This is a genomic window from Bradyrhizobium sp. 179 (assembly GCF_023073535.1).
Lineage (GTDB): Bacteria > Pseudomonadota > Alphaproteobacteria > Rhizobiales > Xanthobacteraceae > Bradyrhizobium.
In genome coordinates, this window is record NZ_JADPJR010000079.1 from 1 (window position 1) to 18,891 (window position 18,891).

An 18,891-nucleotide genomic window follows, 5' to 3' on the forward strand; every position below is an offset into this window, starting at 1 on the left:
CGATAGGATGATCGAGCAACATCGTCGTCTCCAGGTTGAATGGATGCAACCTCAGTCTGGCCTCAGACTTGGTCGCTATCCACCCCCATGGAATCTTCGCTACGCTCGCAATGATGGTTGAAACACAGGAGCACGATAATTGTCTCAAGAGCTGATTCGCGAAACTGCGTGCACCGTCGTCGACAAATTGCGGTCCGGCGACGTCTCGCCGCTCGAGCTGCTGGATGTGCTGGAGAAGCGCATCAGTGAAGTCGACAGCAAGGTCAACGCGCTGCCGACGCTGTGCTTCGACCGCGCCCGGGATAACGCCAAGGCGCTGATGCAGAAGCCGGCCGGCGCGCGCGGGCTGCTCGCGGGCCTGCCGGTGCCGATCAAGGATCTGACCGACGTTGCGGGCGTGCTGAACACCCAGGGCTCGCCGATCTTCAAGGACAACATCCCAGCGAAATCCGATCTCATGGTCGAGAACCTCGAGGCCAACGGCGCAGTCGTCTACGCCAAATCCAACACTCCGGAATTCGGCGCCGGCGCCAACACCTTCAACGAGGTATTCGGCGCGACCCTCAATCCCTGGGATACTTCGAAATCTGCGGCCGGGTCCTCCGGCGGCGCAGCAGTTGCGCTCGCCACCGGCATGGCCTGGCTCGCGCAGGGCTCAGACATGGGCGGCAGCCTGCGCAGCCCTGCGAGCTTCTGCGGCATCGTCGGCATGCGGCCGAGCATCGGCCGCGTCGCGCATACGCCGAAGGCAGGCATCGACCGCAATCTGGGCGTGCAGGGTCCGATGGCACGCAACGTCGAGGATCTCGCGCTGCTGCTGGATGCCATGAGCGGCGACTATGCCGCCGATCCGCTGTCGCTGCCGGCGCCTTTGACTTCTTTTCTCTCGGCGGCGCAGTCTGGCAAGAGGCCGAAGCGCATCGCCTATTCGCCCGATCTCGGCATCACGCCGGTCGATCCCGAGGTCAAGGCGATCACGGGCAAGGCGGCTGAACGTTTTGCCGAGGCCGGCGTCATCGTCGAGGAGGCGCATCCGGACTGGCGCGAGGCGCATGAATGCTTCCACGTGCTGCGCGCTTTCGATTTCGCGATCAGCAAGGCGCAACTTCTCCGGACCAAGCGTGACCTGCTCAAGCCCGAGGTGATCTGGAACATCGAGGAAGGCCTCAAGCTCACCGTCGAGCAGCTTGCGCGCGCCGAGGCCCAGCGCGTTGGCATGACGGCGCGCGCCGTCGAGTTCTTCAAGACCTACGACCTCCTGCTGGTGCCGACGACGATCGTGCCGCCCTTCCCGGTCGAGCATCGCTATGTCGCCGAATGCGCCGGCAAGACGTTCGAGAACTATGTCGAATGGCTCGGCATCGTCTACGCCATCACGCTCGCCTGCTGCCCGTCGCTGTCGCTGCCCTGCGGCTTTACCGCGTCCGGCCTGCCTGTCGGCGTGCAGGTGGTCGGCGCACCGCGCGCAGATGCGCAGGTGATTGCAGGCGCGAAGGTGCTGGAGGATATATTGGGCCTGCGCGGCACGACCCCGATTGATCCGAAGGTGAAGAATTAATCTCGCTCTGGTGCCCGGATGCAGCGCAGCGCTCTTTCAGCGATGCGCTGCATCGCCGGGGCCGAGCGTCACCGCGCGCCTGATGCCTCCAGACTCCGGCTATAGCGCGACATCGCAAAGCAAAAGACAAAATAGATTGCGGCGACGAAGATATAGACCTCGACGGAAAACTGCTGCCAAGCGGGATCGATGATCGCGGTCTTCGCCGTCGTCAGCAGGTCGAAGATGCCGATGATCAGCACGAGACTGGTATCCTTGAAGAAGGCGATGAAGGTGTTGACCAGTGGCGGGATGACGTGGCGGATCGCCTGCGGCAAGATGATCAGCCGGTGCTTGCGCCAGTAGGACAGTCCCAGCGCGTCGGCAGCCTCATACTGCCCGCGCGGTACGGCCTGGAGACCACCGCGGATGACTTCGGCAAGGTAGGCGCCCGCGAACAGTATGATCGCGATCTGTGCGCGCAACAGCTTGTCGATGTTGAACCCACTCGGCATGAACAGCGGAAACATCACGCTCGCCATGAACAAGAGGCTCACCAGCGGCACGCCGCGGATCAGCTCGACATAGAGCACGCTAAGCGAGCGGATTGCCGGAAGCTTCGAACGACGGCCGAGCGCGACGAGGATGCCGAGCGGAAAGCCGAACGCGAGTCCAAACGTCGCCAGGATCAGCGTGACCGGCAATCCGCCCCAGCGGTCCTGCGAGACGAACGAGAGCCCGAGCACCCCGCCCCACATCAGCACGCTGATCAGCGCGAGTGCACCGATCCAGATGAAAACGAGTTCGCGCCGCCACAGCGCGCGGCGGGTCGAGAGATAGAACAGCGCGATGAACAGCACGACCGACAACGCCGGTCGCCACTGCTCGTCGAATGGATAGGTGCCGAACAGGATGAAGCGGTACTTTTCGGGGATGACAGCCCAGCAGGCGCCGATGCCGCGCACCGCGCGGCAAGCGCTGGAATCATTCGCCGGCGTAAGCCAGACAGCGCTGGCGATGCCCCATTGCACGAAGCTGATCACGCCCTTCGCGAGCACCGCCAGCAGCACGATCGTGAGGATGCCGTTCGGAATCGAGGAGAACAAGTTGCTGCGCAGCCAGCGCAGCATCGGATTACCAACTTGCGGGCGGCGAGCGGCACGCGGCACGTCCGGCATATCGCTGATCGCCGTCATTCTCAGCGCTCCACCAGCGCGATGCGCGCATTGTACCAGTTCATGAAAAAGCTGATCCCGAGACTGATGGTCAAGAACACCGCCATGATCAGCGCGATCGCCTCGATCGCCTGCCCGGTCTGGTTCAGCGTGGTGTTGGCGATCGAGACCACGTCCTGGTAACCGATCGCGACCGCAAGCGATGAGTTCTTTGTCAAATTGAGATACTGACTGGTCATCGGCGGAACGATCACGCGCAATGCCTGTGGCAGGATGATCTGCCGCAGCATGAAGCTGCGGCGCAGGCCAAGCGCGTTGGCGGCGTCCCACTGTCCCCGCGGCACCGACTGGATGCCGCTGCGCACGATCTCGGCGACGAAGGCCGAGGTGTAGGTGACGAGTGCGAGCAACAGCGCGAAATATTCCGGCGCCAGCGTCAGCCCACCAACAAAGTTGAAGCCGCGCAACTCGGGCCATTCGATGCTCCAGGATGCACCGAGCAGCACGGACGCCAGCGCCGGCAACGCAATCACCAGCGCAACCGCAAAGGGCCACGCCGACCGCGGCTTGCCATCGCGCATCTGCTGCGCGACCAGCGATCGCCGGACGATATAGAGCACCGCGCAACCCAGCACGGCGGTGCCGAGGACCGCGAGCTGCGCCGGCCCGAACGGGATCGCCGGCAGGATCAGGCCCCGATTGGACAGGAACACACCCTCGACTGGTCGCCACGCGGCGCGTGCGGCCGGCAGCGCCTGCATCAATACGTACCAGAACAGGAGCTGAAGCAGCAGCGGGATGTCGCGGAGCGTCTCGACATAGACCGCAGCGAGCCGTGACAGCAGCCAGTTCGCCGACAATCGCGAAATGCCGATCAGCGTGCCCAAAATCGTCGCGAGCACGATTCCGATCACGGCAACGCGCAAGGTGTTGGTGACGCCGACGACGAACGCCCAAAAATAAGTGTCTCTCGGATTATAGGCGAGCAGACTGTCGGCGATCGGCATGCCGGCCTCGCGACCGAGGAAGGCGAAGCCGGTCGTGATGCGCCGAGCCGAGAGGTTCGTGACGGTGTTGGACCAAAGGAAAGCGATGACCGCAACCGCGATGCCGACGACCAGCACCTGCCAGAACAGGCCTTTCAGCTCGCGGCGCCCGAAGGCGCCGAAGAAACGACGGCGTGGCGGCGGTCTCGGCACGTCTGATGTCACGGCACAAAAACCTTCTCAAAAGGCAGCGACTTCCGGCAGCGCACGTCAAGTGTTGCACCAAACCTCAATTCATGCAACAAATGTTTCATGGTCGAGCCTGCGAAATCCTCGCCGTTGAGCGAGCTGCGTATTGCATTGCCATCGCTCCCGATGCGCTTGCAGGAGGTCGGACGTTTCGTCGCCGCCAACGATTACGACGCCACCACCCGTTCCATGCGCGATCTCGCGGCGGAAGCCGGCGCCGATCCTGCCGCGTTCACGCGGCTTGCGAAGGCGATCGGCTATTCCGGCTGGGAGGAATTGCGCGCGGCGCTGACCGAGGCGCGGCGGCCATCGCAGGCGGCGCCCTTCTCCGGCCGCGCAAAGGGCCGTCGACACGGGCCGAACGCCGATGTCGCGCTCGTTATCGACAAGCTCCAGGCGGAGGCCGCGGGTCTTCGACGGATCCCGGCGCAGCCGATCGCGGAAGCTGCCCGCGCGCTGCACGACGCCAAGCGGATTTGGATCGCCGGCTATCGAAGCTGCCGCAGCGTCGCGGAATTGCTGAACTACGAGCTGCGACTGTTTCGACCCGAACAGGTCCAGCTCGTCGGCGCTTCCGGGCCCGACGACCTCGATCTCGGCGCCTTCCGGCCCGGGGAAGCGGTCATTGTCGTCGGCTTCTTGCCCTACACGCATGCAAGCGTCTGCGTCGCACGGGCGGCCTATCGTACCGGCGCGACACTGGTCGCCATCGCGGATAGTCTCTCGGCACCCATGGCCGAGGGCGCCGACCACGTGCTGCTGTTCGAGGCGGCCTCCTCCCCCGGCTTCTTTCCGAGCCTCACTGGCGCGATTGCGATCGCGCAGTCGCTCGCGGCGGTCACGTTCTCGCTCGGCGGCGTTGCCGCGAAGAAGCGTCTGGAAAGTACTGAGGCGCGACTCGCCGCGGCCTCCACTTACGTCCCAGAGAAAGGTTGACCCATGGCCGCCCGCACCAGCCGTGTGCTGCATCGCTCATTGCGCGAAACGCCGCCTAAGGCGATCGGCGGTAAAGGCGTCTATCTCTTCGCCGAGGATGGCCAGCGCATCATTGATGCCTCCGGCGGCGCGGCGGTCTCCTGCCTCGGGCACCAGCACCCGCGCGTGATCGCGGCGATGGCGAAGCAGGCCGCGACGCTTGCCTATGCTCATACGGCGTTCTTCTCCTCCGAGCCGGCCGAGGCGCTGGCCGAAGCGCTGGTTGGGCACGAGCCCGGCGGTCTCGCCTATGCTTATTTCGTCAGCGGCGGATCGGAAGCGATCGAGGCCAGCATCAAGCTCGCGCGGCAATATTTCATCGAGCGCGGCGAGCCGCAGCGGCAACACTTCATCGCGCGGCGGCAGAGCTATCACGGCAACACGCTCGGCGCGCTTGCCGCCGGCGGCAATGCCTGGCGACGCGCGCCCTACGCGCCGCTGCTCTCGACTGCGTTCAGCCACGTGACGCCGGCCTTCGTCTATCACGAGAAGCGCGAGGGCGAGTCGGACGCGCAGTTCGTCGCGCGCCTTGCCGCCGAGCTCGAGGCCGAGTTTCAGCGGCTGGGGCCCGACACGGTCGCGGCGTTTCTCGCCGAGCCCGTGGTCGGCGCCACCGCCGGCGCCGTGACCGCGCCCGACGGCTACTTCAAGGCGATACGCGAGATCTGCGATCGGCACGGCGCGCTGCTGATCCTCGACGAGGTCATGTGCGGCATGGGCCGCACCGCCACCATGCACGCCTGGGAGCAGGAAGGTGTCGCGCCCGATATCCAGGCGATCGCAAAGGGGCTCGGCGGTGGCTACCAGCCGATCGGCGCGATGCTGGCGAGCGGCAAGATCATCGACACGATCCGCGCCGGCTCAGGCGCGTTCCAGCACGGTCACACTTATCTGGCGCATCCCCTCGCCTGCGCGGCCGCGCTCGCGGTGCAAAACGTGATCCGCGAGGACGGCCTGCTCGATCGGGTCAGGGAGCGCGGACGACAACTCGAGCAGCGGCTGACCGAACGCTTCGGCAATCACCACCATGTCGGCGACATCAGGGGCCGCGGCCTGTTCTGGGCCATCGAGCTCGTCGCCGATCGCGCCAGCCGCACCTCGTTCGATCCGGCGCTCAAGCTGCACCAGAAAATCAAGGCGGAGGCGCTCGCCAACGGGCTCGGCTGCTATCCCGGCGGCGGCACCGTGGATGGTGTGCGCGGCGACCACGTGCTGCTGGCGCCGCCCTATATCGCTTCCGCAGACGAGATCGACCTGATCGTCGACAGGCTTGGCACGGCCGTCGACAACGTGTTGCGTAATGTCAATAACTGAGGGGAGAGTAGCATGATGAGGAAAGTGGTTATCGCAGCGGGCGTGCTCGCAGCGTCGGCTGTTGTCGCTTCGGCCGCGACGCTCGACACGGTGAAGAGCCGCGGCACGCTGGTGTGCGGCGTCAGCGCCGGCTTTGCCGGCTTCTCCGCGCCGGATTCGCAAGGCAATTACAAAGGCCTCGACGTCGACTATTGCCGCGCCCTTGCGGCCGGCGTGCTCGGTGATCCCAACAAGGTGCGTTACGTCTCGCTGACTGCGCAGAATCGCTTCACCGCACTGCAATCGGGCGAGATCGACGTACTCTACCGCAACTCGACCCAGACCTACTTGCGCGGCGTCACGCTGGGCCTGCGGCAGGGTCCGATCAACTTCTACGACGGTCAGGGCTTCGTGGTGAAGAAGGACCTCGGCGTGAAGGAGCTCAAGGACCTCAAGGGCGCCACCGTCTGCGTGGCTCAAGGCACCACGCATGAGGTCACGCTGGGCGATTACGGCCGCGCCAACGGCATCGACTGGAAGCCGCTGGTGTTCGACCGCATCGACACCATGTACCAGACCTTCTTCGGCGGCCGTTGCGATGCCATGACCCAGGACGCTTCCGCGCTCGCAGGTGCAGTGACCACCGCGGCGCCGAACCCGGCCGACTACGTCGTGCTGCCGCAGACCATCAGCAAGGAGCCGCTCGGCCCCTTCACCCGCAACGGCGACGAGGTCTGGAGCGACATCATCACCTGGCTGCATTACGGCCTGATCGAGGCAGAAGAGCTCGGCGTCACGCAAGCCAATGTTGACGAAATGGCGAAGTCGCAGACGCCTGCAATCCAGCGGCTCCTTGGTGCCTCCGGCGACCTCGGCTCGCGGCTTGGGCTCGACAACAAATGGCTGGTCGCGGCGATCAAGACCACCGGCAATTATGGCGAGATCTACGAGCGCAATGTCGGCAAGGCCAGCCCGCTCAAGCTCGATCGTGGCCTCAATGGTCTCTGGAGCAAAGGCGGCTTGATGTACGCCATTCCGTTCAAGTAAGGAGTTTACCTCTCCGCGCTTGGTCGGATTGCGCAGCAATCTGGGTGAGGCAGGACTCTCCACCCTCACCTTAGCGCAGATAGAGCCCCTCACCCCAGCCCTCTCCCCGTAAGAACGGGGAGAGGGAGAAGCAGCGAAGATATGCGGATCGCCCTCATCCACGCCCTCAAGCATTCCATCGCGCCGATCGAGACGGCGTTCGCGAAGGCTTGGCCCGAGGCACGGCTGATGAACCTGCTCGACGACAGCCTGTCGGCCGATCTGGCGCGCGAGGGCGTGCTCAGCGATTCCATGACCGAGCGCTTCCTGGCACTGGGCGACTACGCGGCGGCAACGGGGGCGAATGGGATTTTGTTCACCTGTTCGGCCTTCGGTCCCTGCATCGAAGCGGTCGCGCGCGCCCATGCACCGATGCCGGTGCTGAGGCCGAACGAGGCCATGATCGAACGTGCCGTGACCATGGGTCAGCGCATCGGCCTGCTCTCGACTTTCCCGCCGACCCTGGCCTCGATGCCCGAGGAGTTTCCGGCCGCCGTCGAGGTCGTACCGAAACTTGCCGAAGGGGCGCTGGCGGCACTCGACCGCGGCGACCGCGCCACGCACGATCGGCTGATTGCAGACGCATCGCGCGATTTGCGCGATTGCGACGTCATTGCGCTGGCGCAGTTCAGCATCGCCGCGACGGCGCCGCTGGTCGCCGAGGCCACCGGCCGCCCTGTCGTAACCACACCGGACAGCGCGGTCGACAAGCTGATGAGGCTGCTGAAGGCGAAGGCCTAAGCGCCGTTCTTTTTTCGCCGGGCATCCTTGATCGCGACGGCCAGGGCGGCCTTCGTTTCGCTCACGAAGTCCTCGACCAATTCCTCACGCGTGGCATGCGCCGCCTCGCCGGTGAACAGACCCTGCTCGGCAAGCATCACGACGCCGTGCAGTGCCGCCCAGATCTTGAGCGCTTGCCGCTCGCGCAAGTAACCGACCGCCGGAGCCTCCAAGGCCTCGATCACGAGCGCAAAGGTTTCGCGCGTGGCCTCGTGCAGCTCGCTGCCCTTGGCGGCGCATGACACGGTGCGCGAGGCAAACATCAGGCGGTAGACACCATTGCGACGGAGGCCGAAATCGAGCGTGGCCAGCGCGAGCCGCGACAGCTTCGATTGCTTCGACGGCCTTGCCATCGCCTCGCGCAGAATTGCACTGAGCTGCCGGAACGCCTCCGCCGTCACCGCCGCGAGCAAGGCCTCGCGGTCGGCAAAATGCCGGTATGGGGCCGGCTGCGAGACGCCGAGCTGCTTGGCCAGCGCCTTGATGCTGATCGCCTCGGCGCCGCCGCGTTCCGCTTCGCGCAGAGCGGCCTTGATCAAGGCATCGCGAAGATCGCCATGGTGGTAGGTCTTCTCGGGCTTGCGAGTGAGTTGTGAGCGCATATCGAGCGAAGCCTATAAGTTTGCGCTTGACAGGGGAAGCCTGTCGCGAATGTAATAGGATATAACTTAAGAAGAACTCAGACGAGGAAACGCGCCGCCTTCGGGCCTCGCGCGCAAACGACCGAGGAAGCCGCGATGACAGAGCGACTGAAGGTTCACGTCGATCCCGACAAGTGCCAGGGCCACGCCCGCTGCAAGGCGCTCGCGCCGGAGCTATTCGAGCTCGACGAATTCGGCAACGCCCATGAAACCGGCGACGGCACGGTCCCGCCGGGTCTGGAAGACAAAGCCTGGCTTGCCAAATCCAACTGCCCGGAAATCGCAATCGACGTGATCGAGGAGTAGCGCGCTCTTCGCCCGCTCGCCTGTCTTCAGCGACCACGAACCGAGGGATTAGAGATGTCCGACGCCAGCCTGCCTGCCGCCCATCCACCCGTCACCGACTGGGTCCATGATTTCGACCACACCGATCCGCAATGGACGGAAGATCCCTTCCCGATCTGGGACCAGTTGCGCGCCGCGAGTCCGGTGGTGCACACAAAACGCTTCCTCGGCTGCTATCTGCCGACGACCTATGAAGCGGTGCGCGAGATCGCCAACGACACCACGCATTTCTCCTCGCGCCGGATCATCGTCCGCGACGTGCGGCCGGAGATCACCAGCAAGAACGCCGCCCCGCCGATCACCTCCGACCCGCCCGTGCACAAGCCGGCCAAGCAATTGCTGCTGCCGCCGTTCACGCCGGATGCGATGAAGAAGCTCGAACCGCGGGTCCGCGCCATCTGCAACGAACTGATCGACGACTTCATCGCCGAAAAGAGCGTGGACGCTGCGGCGAGCTACACGAAGCACATTCCGGTGCGCGCGATCGCGCATATGCTCGGCATTCCCGAGAGCGACAGCGACCTCTTCATCAACTGGATCCACATGATCCTCGAGCTCGGCATCAAGGACGAGACCAAGCTGCTCCAGGCCGTCGAGGAGATGAGCGCGTATTTCGGCGGACACATCGAGGCGCGCAAGACCAAGCCGACCGATGACCTGATCTCCTATCTGATGGATGCCAGGGACAAGGACGGCAATCCGCTTGAGGACTCCCACGTGGTGGGCTCGCTGCGCCTGCTGCTGATCGCCGGCATCGACACCACCTGGAGCGCGATCGGCTCCTCGCTGTGGCATCTTGCGAAAACGCCGGCCGATCGCGAGCGGCTGATCGCCGAGCCCGGGCTGATCCCGATCGCGGTGGAAGAGCTGCTGCGCGCCTATTCGCCGGTGACCATGGCGCGCGAGGTGGTCCAGGACACCACCATTTCGGGCTGCCCGGTCAAGGCGGGCAATATGGTGCTCTTGTCCTTCCCGGCGGCGAACCGTGACCCCAAGATGTTTCCGGACGCTGACAAAGTCGTGATCGACCGCCGCGAAAACCGCCACGCCGCCTTCGGGCTTGGCATCCATCGCTGCGTCGGTTCCAACCTTGCGCGCATGGAGATGCAGGTTGCGCTGGAGGAATGGCTGAGACGCATTCCAGACTTCGCGCTCGACCCGGCAGGCACCGTGACCTGGTCGCAGGGCACGGTGAGAGGCCCCCGCCAGTTGCCATTTCTGCTCGGAAAGGCGATGTAGGCCTCTCCAACAGAGTACGGGAGGCCGGACGTGACAGAGCAAGCAACCAAGCCGGCCTCTGGGCATTTTGACGTTGCCGACGCTGAACGGCGGATCAAGGCGATCTTCATCGGCTCGATCGGCAATCTCGTCGAATGGTACGATTTCTACGCCTATACGGCGTTCGCGCTCTACTTCGCTCCCGCGTTCTTCCCTGGTAACGACCCCGTCGTCCAGCAATTGAACGTCGCCGTCGTATTCGCGGCGACCTTCCTGATGCGGCCCTTGGGCGGCTGGTTCTTCGGCTATCTCGCCGACCATTTCGGTCGCCGCATCTCGCTGACCCTGTCCGTCGTCTTCATGTGCTTCGGCTCGCTGATCATCGCGCTGACGCCGACCTATGCCACGATCGGCTTCGCCGCACCGGTGATCCTGGCGCTCGCCCGTGTGATCGAGGGCCTGAGCCTCGGCGGCGAATATGGCGCCAGCGCCACCTACCTCAGCGAAGTCGCCGACCCCAAGCACCGCGGCTTCTATTCCAGCTTCCAGTACGTGACGCTGATCGGTGGTCAGCTCACCGCGATCATCGTGCTGCTGCTTCTGCAGAAGGTCTTCCTCACGCCGGCGGAGCTGAAGGAGTGGGGTTGGCGTATCCCCTTCGCGATCGGGGCGGCGCTCGCGATCTTCGCCGCGGTGATGCGGCGCGGCCTGCACGAGACCGAAGCGTTCGAGGAAGCCAAGAAGGTGGTGAAGCCGACCGGCTCGATCACCAATCTGCTGCGCTATCCGCGCGAACTGCTGTTAGTCGTCGGCCTCACCGCCGGCGGCACTGCGGCGTTCTACACCTTCACCACCTACATGCAGACCTTCGTCAAGCTTTCGGTCGGGCTGACCGAGGACCAGACCACTTTCGTGATCTTCGGCACGTTGATTTTCGCAACCATCCTCCAGCCCATCTACGGCGCCATCTCAGACAGGATCGGGCGCAAGCCGCTCTTGATCTTCTTCGGTGCCGCGGGCACGCTCGCGACCGTGCCGCTGCTGATGACGCTGAAGGAGACAAAGTCACCCTTCGTCGCGTTCATCCTGATCTGCGCCGCCTGGCTGTTCGTCGCCGGCTACACTTCGATCAATGCGGTGGTGAAGGCCGAGTTGTTCCCGACCAATGTCCGCGCGCTCGGCGTCGGCCTGCCCTACGCCATCACGGTCTCGATCTTCGGCGGCACGGCGCCGGCGATCGCGCTCTACTTCAAGAGCATCGGGCACGAGGAGTGGTTCTATTTCTATCTTGCCGGCATCATCTGCCTGTCGCTGATCATCTACTCCACCATGCGCGACACCAAGCACGCCTCTGCAATGCATCGGCACGAGTAGGCCATGACCGACGAGACGCCATCCGACAGCAAGCTGACGCGCACCAAGGAGAAATGGGCGCGCGAGGGCCGCTTCCTCACCGGCAAGATCACGCGGCCTGAAGACCAAAGGCTACCGCCCGGCCAGCATCTCACCAAGGATTGGCCGGTGCTCGATCTCGGGGTCGTGCCGCCGGTATCGCGTGAGCGCTGGCGGCTCGACGTCTATGGCGCGATCGAAAATCCCGTGTTCTGGACCTTCGACGAGTTTGTCGCGCAGAAGCAGGCGCGGTTCACCTCCGACATCCATTGCGTGACGACCTGGTCGCGCTATGACAATGAGTGGGAAGGACTCGCGACGCGTGAGCTGCTCGCGGCCTGCCAGCCGCGCGAGGATGCGCGCTTCGTCGTGCTGCATTCCTATGATGGTTACACCACCAATCTCGCGCTGGAAGACTTTGCCGCCGAGGATGCGCTGCTCGCCCATAGCTGGTCCGGCCAGCCGCTATCGGCCGAGCACGGCGGCCCGGTGCGGCTGGTCGTGCCGCATCTGTATTTCTGGAAGAGCGCCAAATGGCTCCAGGCCATCGAGTTTTTGAACAAGGACGCGCCGGGCTTCTGGGAAGTCCGCGGCTATCATAACCGCGGCGATCCATGGACCGGGCAGCGCTATTCAGGCGATTAGGTTGAACAAAGGACGGGGGGGAAGTCCAATGGCGACGGAGCGCTTTCAATTCAGGGGTGAAGGCGGCCATCAGCTTTCGGCCGCGCTGGAGCTGCCGGACGGAGAGCCTGCGGCTTTCGCGCTGTTCGCGCATTGCTTCACCTGCGGCAAGGATACGCTGGCGGCCAAGCGCATCGCGGTCGCGCTCGCGGCCAAGGGCATTGCTGTGCTGCGCTTCGACTTCACCGGGCTCGGCTCCAGCGAGGGCGATTTCGCCAATTCCACGTTCTCCTCCAATGTCGCCGATCTCGTGCGCGCCGCCGATCACCTGCGCGCGACGCGCAGAGCGCCGTCCGTCTTGATCGGCCACAGCCTCGGCGGTGCCGCGATCCTCGCGGCAGCAGGACAGATCCCCGAAGCCACCGCGGTTGTGACCATCGCGGCGCCGTCCGATCCCGCCCACGTCACCGGTCTTTTCAAGGACCACATCGACAACATCCGCGCGCAGGGCGAAGTCGACGTTTCGCTGGCCGGCCGTACATTCCGGATCAAGCGTGAATTCCTCGACGATATCGTCGAGCATGAGCTGATGAAGGACGTCACCCGTCTGCACAAAGCGCTTCTGGTGATGCACTCCCCGGTCGACGATACCGTCGGCATCGACAATGCGACCAAGATCTTCGTCGCGGCCAAGCACCCCAAGAGCTTCGTCTCCCTCGACCACGCCGACCATCTGCTGGCGAAGCCCGGCGATGCTCTCTACGCAGCCGATGTGATCGCGGCCTGGGCCAGCCGCTATGTCGACACCGCAAAGTCCGCGAAGGCGATGGATCTCCCGGAGACGCCGCGCCAGGTCGTGGTCCAGGAGACCCGCAAGAGCAAGTTCCACCAGATCGTCTCGGTTGGTCCGCACCGTCTGGTGGCGGACGAGCCGGTCGCCGCCGGCGGCGAGGATGCCGGGCCCGGCCCTTACGATTTCCTGCTCGCCGGCCTCGGCGCCTGCACCTCCATGACCATGCGTCTTTATGCCGAGCGCAAGTCACTGCCGCTCGACCGCGTCACGGTCACACTGAAGCACTCCAAGATCTATGCCAAGGACTGTGCGGAGTGCGAAACGCGCGAGGGGATGCTCGATCAGATCGAGCGCGGCATTGCAATGGAGGGCGCGCTCGATGCCGAGCAGCGCAAGAGGTTGATGGAGATCGCCGACAAGTGCCCGGTGCACCGGACGCTGACCTCGGAGATCCGCATCGTGACGAAAGCCGTGGAGTAGCTCAAGGGGCCGATGAGCCAGCCCCGGCTGCCGTCTTGAGAGGCTGAACGCGCAGCGCACCGCGCAGTCCCGCCGCCGTGCCGAGCAGGATGCCGGCAACAGCGACGAACGAGCCCAGCGCCAGCGTCGAAATTCCGGTGAGCCCCTGCCCGATCGAGCAACCGAACGCCATCACGCCGCCGATTCCCATCAGCGCGGCGCCGCCGGCCGAACGTAGCATGTGGCGGGGCGAGGAATAGCCTTCGACATGGAAACAACCCGTCGCGAGCGCCGTGACCAGGCTACCGGCGAAGACGCCAGCGACGGTCGCGATCCCGAAATTGAGTGTCAGGCCGGTCGAGAGCATGGCGTATTGCAGGCTATCGGCTATCGGCGCGATGAAGGTGAGCGAAGTCACCGGCACCGGATTGAAATCGTCGGCGCCGAGAGAGCCGGTGGCGAACCAGCCACTGGCAACGAGAAGTCCAATGATGACGCCGGCCGCGATCTGGCCCGGCGAGCGCCGGAACGCCGGCTGCGCGAAGGCGAACAGGATCAGCGCGACGACGACCGCGGCAGCAGCGAGCGCGCGCGAAACCGGCTCAGCGGCACCAAGCGCGGCCAGCAGCGACGGCAGCGAATTCGCGTTGACGGTAGCTTGCGACGCCTGAACCAGCGCAATGCGGGCCGGCGCAATCAGGCCTTTGAGCGTCATCTGCGCGGCAATCGCAAGCACGATCACGACGACGAAGGAGCGCAGATTGCCGCGGCCGAGCAGCACCAGCGCGCGCGAGCCACAGCCATTTGACAGCACCATGCCATAGCCAAACAGCAAGCCGCCGAGGAACAACGCCGGCGCAGAAAAGGTTTGTTGCAGATAGATCGACTTGCCGAGATCGACCGTGCCGCTGCCCGCCAGCAACTGGCTGGCGGCGATCGCAACCGCAATCGCCAGCGCATAAGTGCGCACCAGCCGCCCGTCGCCCTCCGCCAGAACACCGCGCATGCTGCTCATCAGACAGAAGCCACTGAGCAGGCCGACGGCGCCATAGATCAGGCCGATGACGAGACCGGCGAGGATGACGAGCTGTGCAGATTCCATCGGTGGTTCTCAGGTCTCTAGCCATTCGCCGTCATTGCGAGCGCAGCGAAGAATCCAGACTGCCGCCGTGGAAAGACCCTGGATTTGCTTCGCTGCGCTCGCAATGACGCGTTTCATGGCCGCAGGATTACCCTGTCGCGGGACGAGCCAGCGACGGCGACATAGGCGTCCTTGGCGCGCTCCAGCGGGTAGACGGCATTCGCCTTGATCGGGAACGGCTTCAGGTGGCCACTCGCAAAGCCCGCACCGAGATCGCGCAGCACCGCGCCCGTCGCCGACGACGACAGGCCAAGCGTGTCGATGCCGACATATGTATGCTGACCCCGGTAGAACTCGAGAATGTTGAATTGCACGATGCGGTCGATCGCGGCGATCAGGATCTGGCGGCCGCGCAAGGCAAGCGACTTGTGCGCCGCCTGGAAATAGGGATCGCCGACCGTGTTGAAGACGATGTCTGTGCCTTTGCCGCCGGTCAAATCGCGCACGCGCGTGGCGATATCGCTCGTGGAGGCATCGATCACCTCGATCGGCGCGTTGGTGTGGCCTTCATAGGCTTCTGCCTTGCGCACCACGCCGATCACGCGTGCGCCCTGCCAGGTCGCGATCTGCACGGCAGCCTGGCCGACCTTGCCATTGACGCCGAACACCAACACGGTGTCGCCGCTCTTCGGCACGCCGGCGCGGCGAAAGCCTTCCATGGCCGTGACGAAGGGCACGCCGATGCCGGCGGCTTCCTCCCAGGACAACGTCTTCGGCTTCTCCATCACGGCATCGGCTTCGACCACGAGATGGGTTGCGTGGGTGCCGTCGCGGCGGATGCCGAGATCGCCGGACGAGCCGAACACCTCACGGCCGATCGTGCCGGCCGGCCCATCGATCACTACACCAGCGTAGTCACGGCCGGGCGTCCGCGGGAAGACGGCATAAGGCATCAGGCCCGTTGCGGCCTTCACATCCGAGGGATTGACTGCGGCAGCCTTCACCTCGATCAGGAGATCGTTCGGACCGCGCATGAGCGTCTGAGGCTCGACCACCGGAGCAAGCGCCGCGGCGTTCTCGGCCCTGGCATTGAGGCGGACGCAGCGCGCTTCAACGGTTTTGGCATCGGCTGGCGACATCGAAAGACCCGTGATTTCTTGCGGGGCTTGTCGCCTTTGGAGACGATCAAGTCAATCCTTCGGCCGCTTGTCATAGAGCCGCTTGGCCTTGCCAAGCGAGCGCTCCAGCGTGGCCGGCGCGACCACCTGAACCTTGGAGCTGATCCCGATCGTATTCTTGATTTGGGTCGATACCCTGTCGGCATGATCGAGAAGCCCGCGGCCGTCCCAGCTTTCGGGACGCGCTTCCGCGATGATGGTGAGCTCGTCCATGCGGCCTTCGCGGGTGAGTTCCAGGATGAAGTGGCCGCCGCACCAGTCGGTGGCGAGCAGCACCTCCTCGATCTGAGTTGGGAACAGATTGACCCCGCGCAGGATGATCATGTCATCCGAGCGCCCTGTCACTTTCTCCATGCGCCGCATGCCCGGCCGCGCCGTGCCCGGCAATAGCCGCGTCAAGTCGCGGGTGCGATAGCGGATCACCGGGAACGCTTCCTTGGTGAGGGAGGTGAAGACCAGTTCGCCCTTCTCGCCGTCGGGCAGCACCACGCCGGTCTCGGGGTCGATCACCTCGGGATAGAAATGGTCCTCCCAGATATGGAGCCCGTCCTTCGTCTCGATGCATTCCTGCGCCACGCCGGGACCGATCACCTCGGAGAGACCATAGATGTCGGTCGCATCCATGTCGAAGGCGTCCTCGATCTCGCCGCGCATGGCGTTGGTCCAAGGCTCGGCGCCGAAGATGCCGATCTTGAGCGAGCACTGGCGCGGATCGAGCTTCTGACGCTTGAACTCGTCGAGGATCGCCAGCATGTAGCTCGGCGTCACCGTGATGATGTCGGGCCGAAAGTCGTTGATGAGATGCACCTGCCGTTCGGTCATGCCGCCGGAGATCGGCACCACGGTGCAGCCGAGCTTCTCGGCGCCGTAGTGGACGCCGAGTCCGCCGGTGAAAAGACCATAACCATAGGCATTGTGGATGATCATGCCAGTCCGGCCGCCGGCAGCGCGGATCGATCGCGCCATCACGTCCGACCAGGTGTCTATGTCGCGTTGGGTATAGCCGACTACAATCGGCTTGCCCGTGGTGCCTGAGGAGGCATGCACCCGCACCAGCTTTTCGCGCGGCACGGCGAACATGTTGAAAGGATAATTGTCGCGGAGATCCGTCTTCACGGTGAAGGGGAATTTTGCAAGATCCGCAAGCTCGCGAAAGTCGGACGGATGCACGCCGGCCTTGTCGAAGGCGCTACGGTAATGCGCGACGTTGTCATAGGCGTGCTTCAGCGACCAGGCCAGCCGCTGCTTCTGCAGCGCCATGATCTGGTCACGCGAGGCGCGCTCCTGCGCGTCCATCTCCGCGCTATAAGTGTTGCCACCTTCCTTGAGTCTCGTCAGAGCCATCCTCGTTTCCCCTCATTTCGTTTGTTCTTTTCTTTGCTCTCTTATTGATCCTGCGCCGGCAGCCACGTGCCGGGAATGACACGCGAATGCCCGCGAAATTCCGCGATGACGGTGTCGCCGACAGTGACACGCACGTCGTAGATGCCGGAGCGGCCGCCACGGGTGACCTCTCTAGCCTTCGCAACCAAGCGATCGCCGAGCTTGCCCGGTCTGATGAAAGTGATCTGGCCCTGCGCCGCGACGGCGCGCTCATTGTGCGAGTTGCAGGCAAATGCGAAGGCAGAATCGGCGAGCGTGAAGATGAAGCCGCCGTGGGCTATGCGCTGGCCGTTGACCATGTCCGGCCGCACCACCATCGTCAGCGTCGCGAAGCCCGGGCCGATTTCGACGATCTCCATGCCGAGCCCCTTGGAAGCATCGTCCTCCACCCACATCGCGTCAGCACAGGCGCGGGCAATATCCTCGGACGAAAGAGCAGCTTTGATGTTCACGCGCTTCTCCCGGGCAAGTGTTTATCCATCATGCTCTGCTGCTCGGCCAAAACTGTCAAACATGGTCGTAATCGACCACGACGCGCTCCGACGACGGCTTCGCCTGACAGGTCAGGATAAAGCCGGCCTTCAGCTCCCAGGGTTCCAGCGAGTAGTTGATGTCCATCGGCGCCTCGCCCGCGATCAGGTTGGCGCGGCAGGTCGAGCACATGCCGCCCTTGCAGGCGAAGGGCAGATCGACGCCGGCGCGGAGCGCGGCATCGAGGATCGCCTCGTCCTCGGCAACAGGCACGTCGCGGCGTTTGCCGTCGATGATAAGGGATGCGACCGCCTTCGGCGGCGCGTCGGGGGCAACGACCTTCTTCGGCCGCGGCTTGCCGCCGAATTCGGAGACGAAGCGCTCGACATGGATACGCTCTTCCGCGACCCCAAGATCGCGGCAGGTCGCCTCGATGTCCTCGCTCATGCCTGATGGACCGCAGATGAAGACATGGTCGACGCTTTCCGCCGGCACCAGCGAACGCAAGAGCACCCTCACCTTGTCGCCGTCGAGCCGGCCATGCAGGATCGGGATGTCCTGTTCCTCGCCGGAGATGACGTAGAAGATCGAAAGACGGTCGATGAAGCGGTCCTTCAGCTCCTCCAGCGCTTCGAGAAACATGATGTTGTCGGTAGAGCGATTGCCGTAGAACAGGAAGAAGCGGCTCTGCGGTTCACGCGCGAGTATGCCCTTCACGATCGAGAGGATGGGCGTGATGCCGGAGCCCGCGGCAAAGCCGACATGGATGCGCCCGCTCTCCGCCGATGGGACTAGGCCGAAGCGCCCCGTCGGCGTCATCACATCGAGCTCGTCACCGCATTTCAGCTCGTCCGCCGCCCAGCTCGAAAATGCGCCGCCGTCGACCTTCTTCACGGCAATCCGGATCTCGCCGTCCTCGGGTCCGGAACAGATGGAATAGGAGCGACGAACCTCTTCGCCATCGAGCGTCGTGCGGAGCGTCAGGTATTGGCCGGGCGTGAAGGCGTAATCGCTGGCGAGTTCGCCGGGGATGGCGAAGGTCATCGAGATGGCGTCCGAGGCCTCGCGGCGGAGGTCGTTGACGGCCAGGCGATGGAAGCGCGGTGCGGCTGCTGACATTACGTGCCCGCTCGTTCGGTCTCTCCGACGTCATTGCGAGCGAAGCGAAGCAATCCAGAGTCTCTCCGCGGAAGCAGTCTGGATTGCTTCGTCGCAAAAGCTCCTC

18 protein-coding genes are annotated in these 18,891 nt (G+C 64.3%); 10 read left to right on the forward strand and 8 right to left on the reverse strand.

The genetic code is table 11. From position 1 onward, the window contains the following. Positions 1 to 139: 139 nt before the first annotated feature. Entirely contained in the window at positions 140 to 1,558 is a 1,419-nt protein-coding gene (locus tag IVB12_RS19475; RefSeq protein WP_247301164.1) for an amidase family protein, read from the forward strand. Positions 1,559 to 1,626: 68 nt separating this feature from the next. Here IVB12_RS19475 and IVB12_RS19480 read toward each other — a convergent pair whose 3' ends face one another. Both IVB12_RS19480 and IVB12_RS19485 read right to left on the reverse strand, forming a co-directional pair. Then, a complete protein-coding gene (locus IVB12_RS19480; RefSeq protein WP_247301165.1) occupies positions 1,627 to 2,733 on the reverse strand; it encodes an amino acid ABC transporter permease in 1,107 nt (368 codons plus the stop codon). 2 nt (positions 2,734 to 2,735) lie between these two features. Further along, positions 2,736 to 3,923, reverse strand: coding sequence for an ABC transporter permease subunit (locus IVB12_RS19485; RefSeq protein ID WP_346657736.1), 1,188 nt, complete (start codon positions 3,921 to 3,923; stop codon positions 2,736 to 2,738). Between the two features lie 87 nt (positions 3,924 to 4,010). On the opposite strand from IVB12_RS19485, the gene IVB12_RS19490 reads away from it, so the two are divergent. From IVB12_RS19490 to IVB12_RS19505, 4 genes are all read left to right on the forward strand, one after another. After that, complete coding sequence (locus IVB12_RS19490) at positions 4,011 to 4,883, forward strand: MurR/RpiR family transcriptional regulator (protein ID WP_247301167.1); 873 nt, start codon at positions 4,011 to 4,013, stop codon at positions 4,881 to 4,883. A gap of 3 nt (positions 4,884 to 4,886) precedes the next feature. Beyond that, positions 4,887 to 6,236, forward strand: a complete 1,350-nt coding sequence (locus IVB12_RS19495) for an aspartate aminotransferase family protein (RefSeq protein WP_247301168.1) — start codon at positions 4,887 to 4,889, stop codon at positions 6,234 to 6,236. 12 nt (positions 6,237 to 6,248) lie between these two features. Continuing rightward, entirely contained in the window at positions 6,249 to 7,262 is a 1,014-nt protein-coding gene (locus tag IVB12_RS19500; protein WP_247301169.1) for an amino acid ABC transporter substrate-binding protein, read from the forward strand. Between the two features lie 141 nt (positions 7,263 to 7,403). Further along, positions 7,404 to 8,042, forward strand: coding sequence for an aspartate/glutamate racemase family protein (locus tag IVB12_RS19505; RefSeq protein WP_247301170.1), 639 nt, complete (start codon positions 7,404 to 7,406; stop codon positions 8,040 to 8,042). On the opposite strand, the gene IVB12_RS19510 is transcribed toward IVB12_RS19505, so the two are convergent. Further along, complete coding sequence (locus IVB12_RS19510) at positions 8,039 to 8,683, reverse strand: TetR/AcrR family transcriptional regulator (RefSeq protein ID WP_247301171.1); 645 nt, start codon at positions 8,681 to 8,683, stop codon at positions 8,039 to 8,041. The genes IVB12_RS19505 and IVB12_RS19510 overlap by 4 nt on opposite strands. A 135-nt stretch (positions 8,684 to 8,818) precedes the next feature. Between IVB12_RS19510 and IVB12_RS19515 the strand changes: the two genes are divergently transcribed. Genes IVB12_RS19515 through IVB12_RS19535 form a run of 5 tightly spaced genes read left to right on the forward strand, consistent with a single transcriptional unit; the run spans position 8,819 to position 13,574 of the window. Beyond that, the gene (locus IVB12_RS19515; RefSeq protein WP_247301172.1) at positions 8,819 to 9,028 is read left to right on the forward strand and encodes a ferredoxin; all 210 of its coding nucleotides are present in this window, start codon (positions 8,819 to 8,821) and stop codon (positions 9,026 to 9,028) included. 54 nt (positions 9,029 to 9,082) lie between these two features. Then, complete coding sequence (locus IVB12_RS19520) at positions 9,083 to 10,306, forward strand: cytochrome P450 (protein ID WP_247301173.1); 1,224 nt, start codon at positions 9,083 to 9,085, stop codon at positions 10,304 to 10,306. A 30-nt stretch (positions 10,307 to 10,336) separates the two neighbouring features. Beyond that, positions 10,337 to 11,659 (forward strand): MFS transporter, encoded by a 1,323-nt coding sequence (locus tag IVB12_RS19525; protein ID WP_247301174.1) that lies wholly within the window; start codon positions 10,337 to 10,339, stop codon positions 11,657 to 11,659. A 3-nt stretch (positions 11,660 to 11,662) separates the two neighbouring features. Further along, positions 11,663 to 12,322, forward strand: a complete 660-nt coding sequence (locus tag IVB12_RS19530; protein ID WP_247301175.1) for a sulfite oxidase-like oxidoreductase — start codon at positions 11,663 to 11,665, stop codon at positions 12,320 to 12,322. Between the two features lie 28 nt (positions 12,323 to 12,350). Beyond that, complete coding sequence (locus tag IVB12_RS19535) at positions 12,351 to 13,574, forward strand: bifunctional alpha/beta hydrolase/OsmC family protein (protein ID WP_247301176.1); 1,224 nt, start codon at positions 12,351 to 12,353, stop codon at positions 13,572 to 13,574. 1 nt (position 13,575) lies between these two features. Here the strand turns inward: IVB12_RS19535 and IVB12_RS19540 are convergent, their stop codons facing one another. The 5 genes from IVB12_RS19540 to paaE all read right to left on the reverse strand — a co-directional run bounded on the left by IVB12_RS19540 (position 13,576) and on the right by paaE (position 18,785). Beyond that, a complete protein-coding gene (locus IVB12_RS19540) occupies positions 13,576 to 14,655 on the reverse strand; it encodes a YeeE/YedE family protein (protein WP_247301177.1) in 1,080 nt (359 codons plus the stop codon). A 113-nt stretch (positions 14,656 to 14,768) separates the two neighbouring features. After that, positions 14,769 to 15,773 (reverse strand): zinc-binding alcohol dehydrogenase family protein, encoded by a 1,005-nt coding sequence (locus tag IVB12_RS19545; protein ID WP_247301178.1) that lies wholly within the window; start codon positions 15,771 to 15,773, stop codon positions 14,769 to 14,771. A 51-nt stretch (positions 15,774 to 15,824) separates the two neighbouring features. Next, on the reverse strand, positions 15,825 to 17,156 hold the full coding sequence (gene paaK, locus IVB12_RS19550) for a phenylacetate--CoA ligase PaaK (RefSeq protein ID WP_247301179.1): 1,332 nt from the start codon (positions 17,154 to 17,156) through the stop codon (positions 15,825 to 15,827). 41 nt (positions 17,157 to 17,197) lie between these two features. Beyond that, positions 17,198 to 17,647 carry a hydroxyphenylacetyl-CoA thioesterase PaaI gene (paaI, locus tag IVB12_RS19555; RefSeq protein WP_247301180.1) on the reverse strand — a complete coding sequence of 150 codons (450 nt, stop codon included), beginning with the start codon at positions 17,645 to 17,647 and terminating at the stop codon, positions 17,198 to 17,200. 55 nt (positions 17,648 to 17,702) lie between these two features. Next, positions 17,703 to 18,785 carry a 1,2-phenylacetyl-CoA epoxidase subunit PaaE gene (paaE, locus tag IVB12_RS19560; RefSeq protein ID WP_247301181.1) on the reverse strand — a complete coding sequence of 361 codons (1,083 nt, stop codon included), beginning with the start codon at positions 18,783 to 18,785 and terminating at the stop codon, positions 17,703 to 17,705. Positions 18,786 to 18,891: the final 106 nt, after the last annotated feature.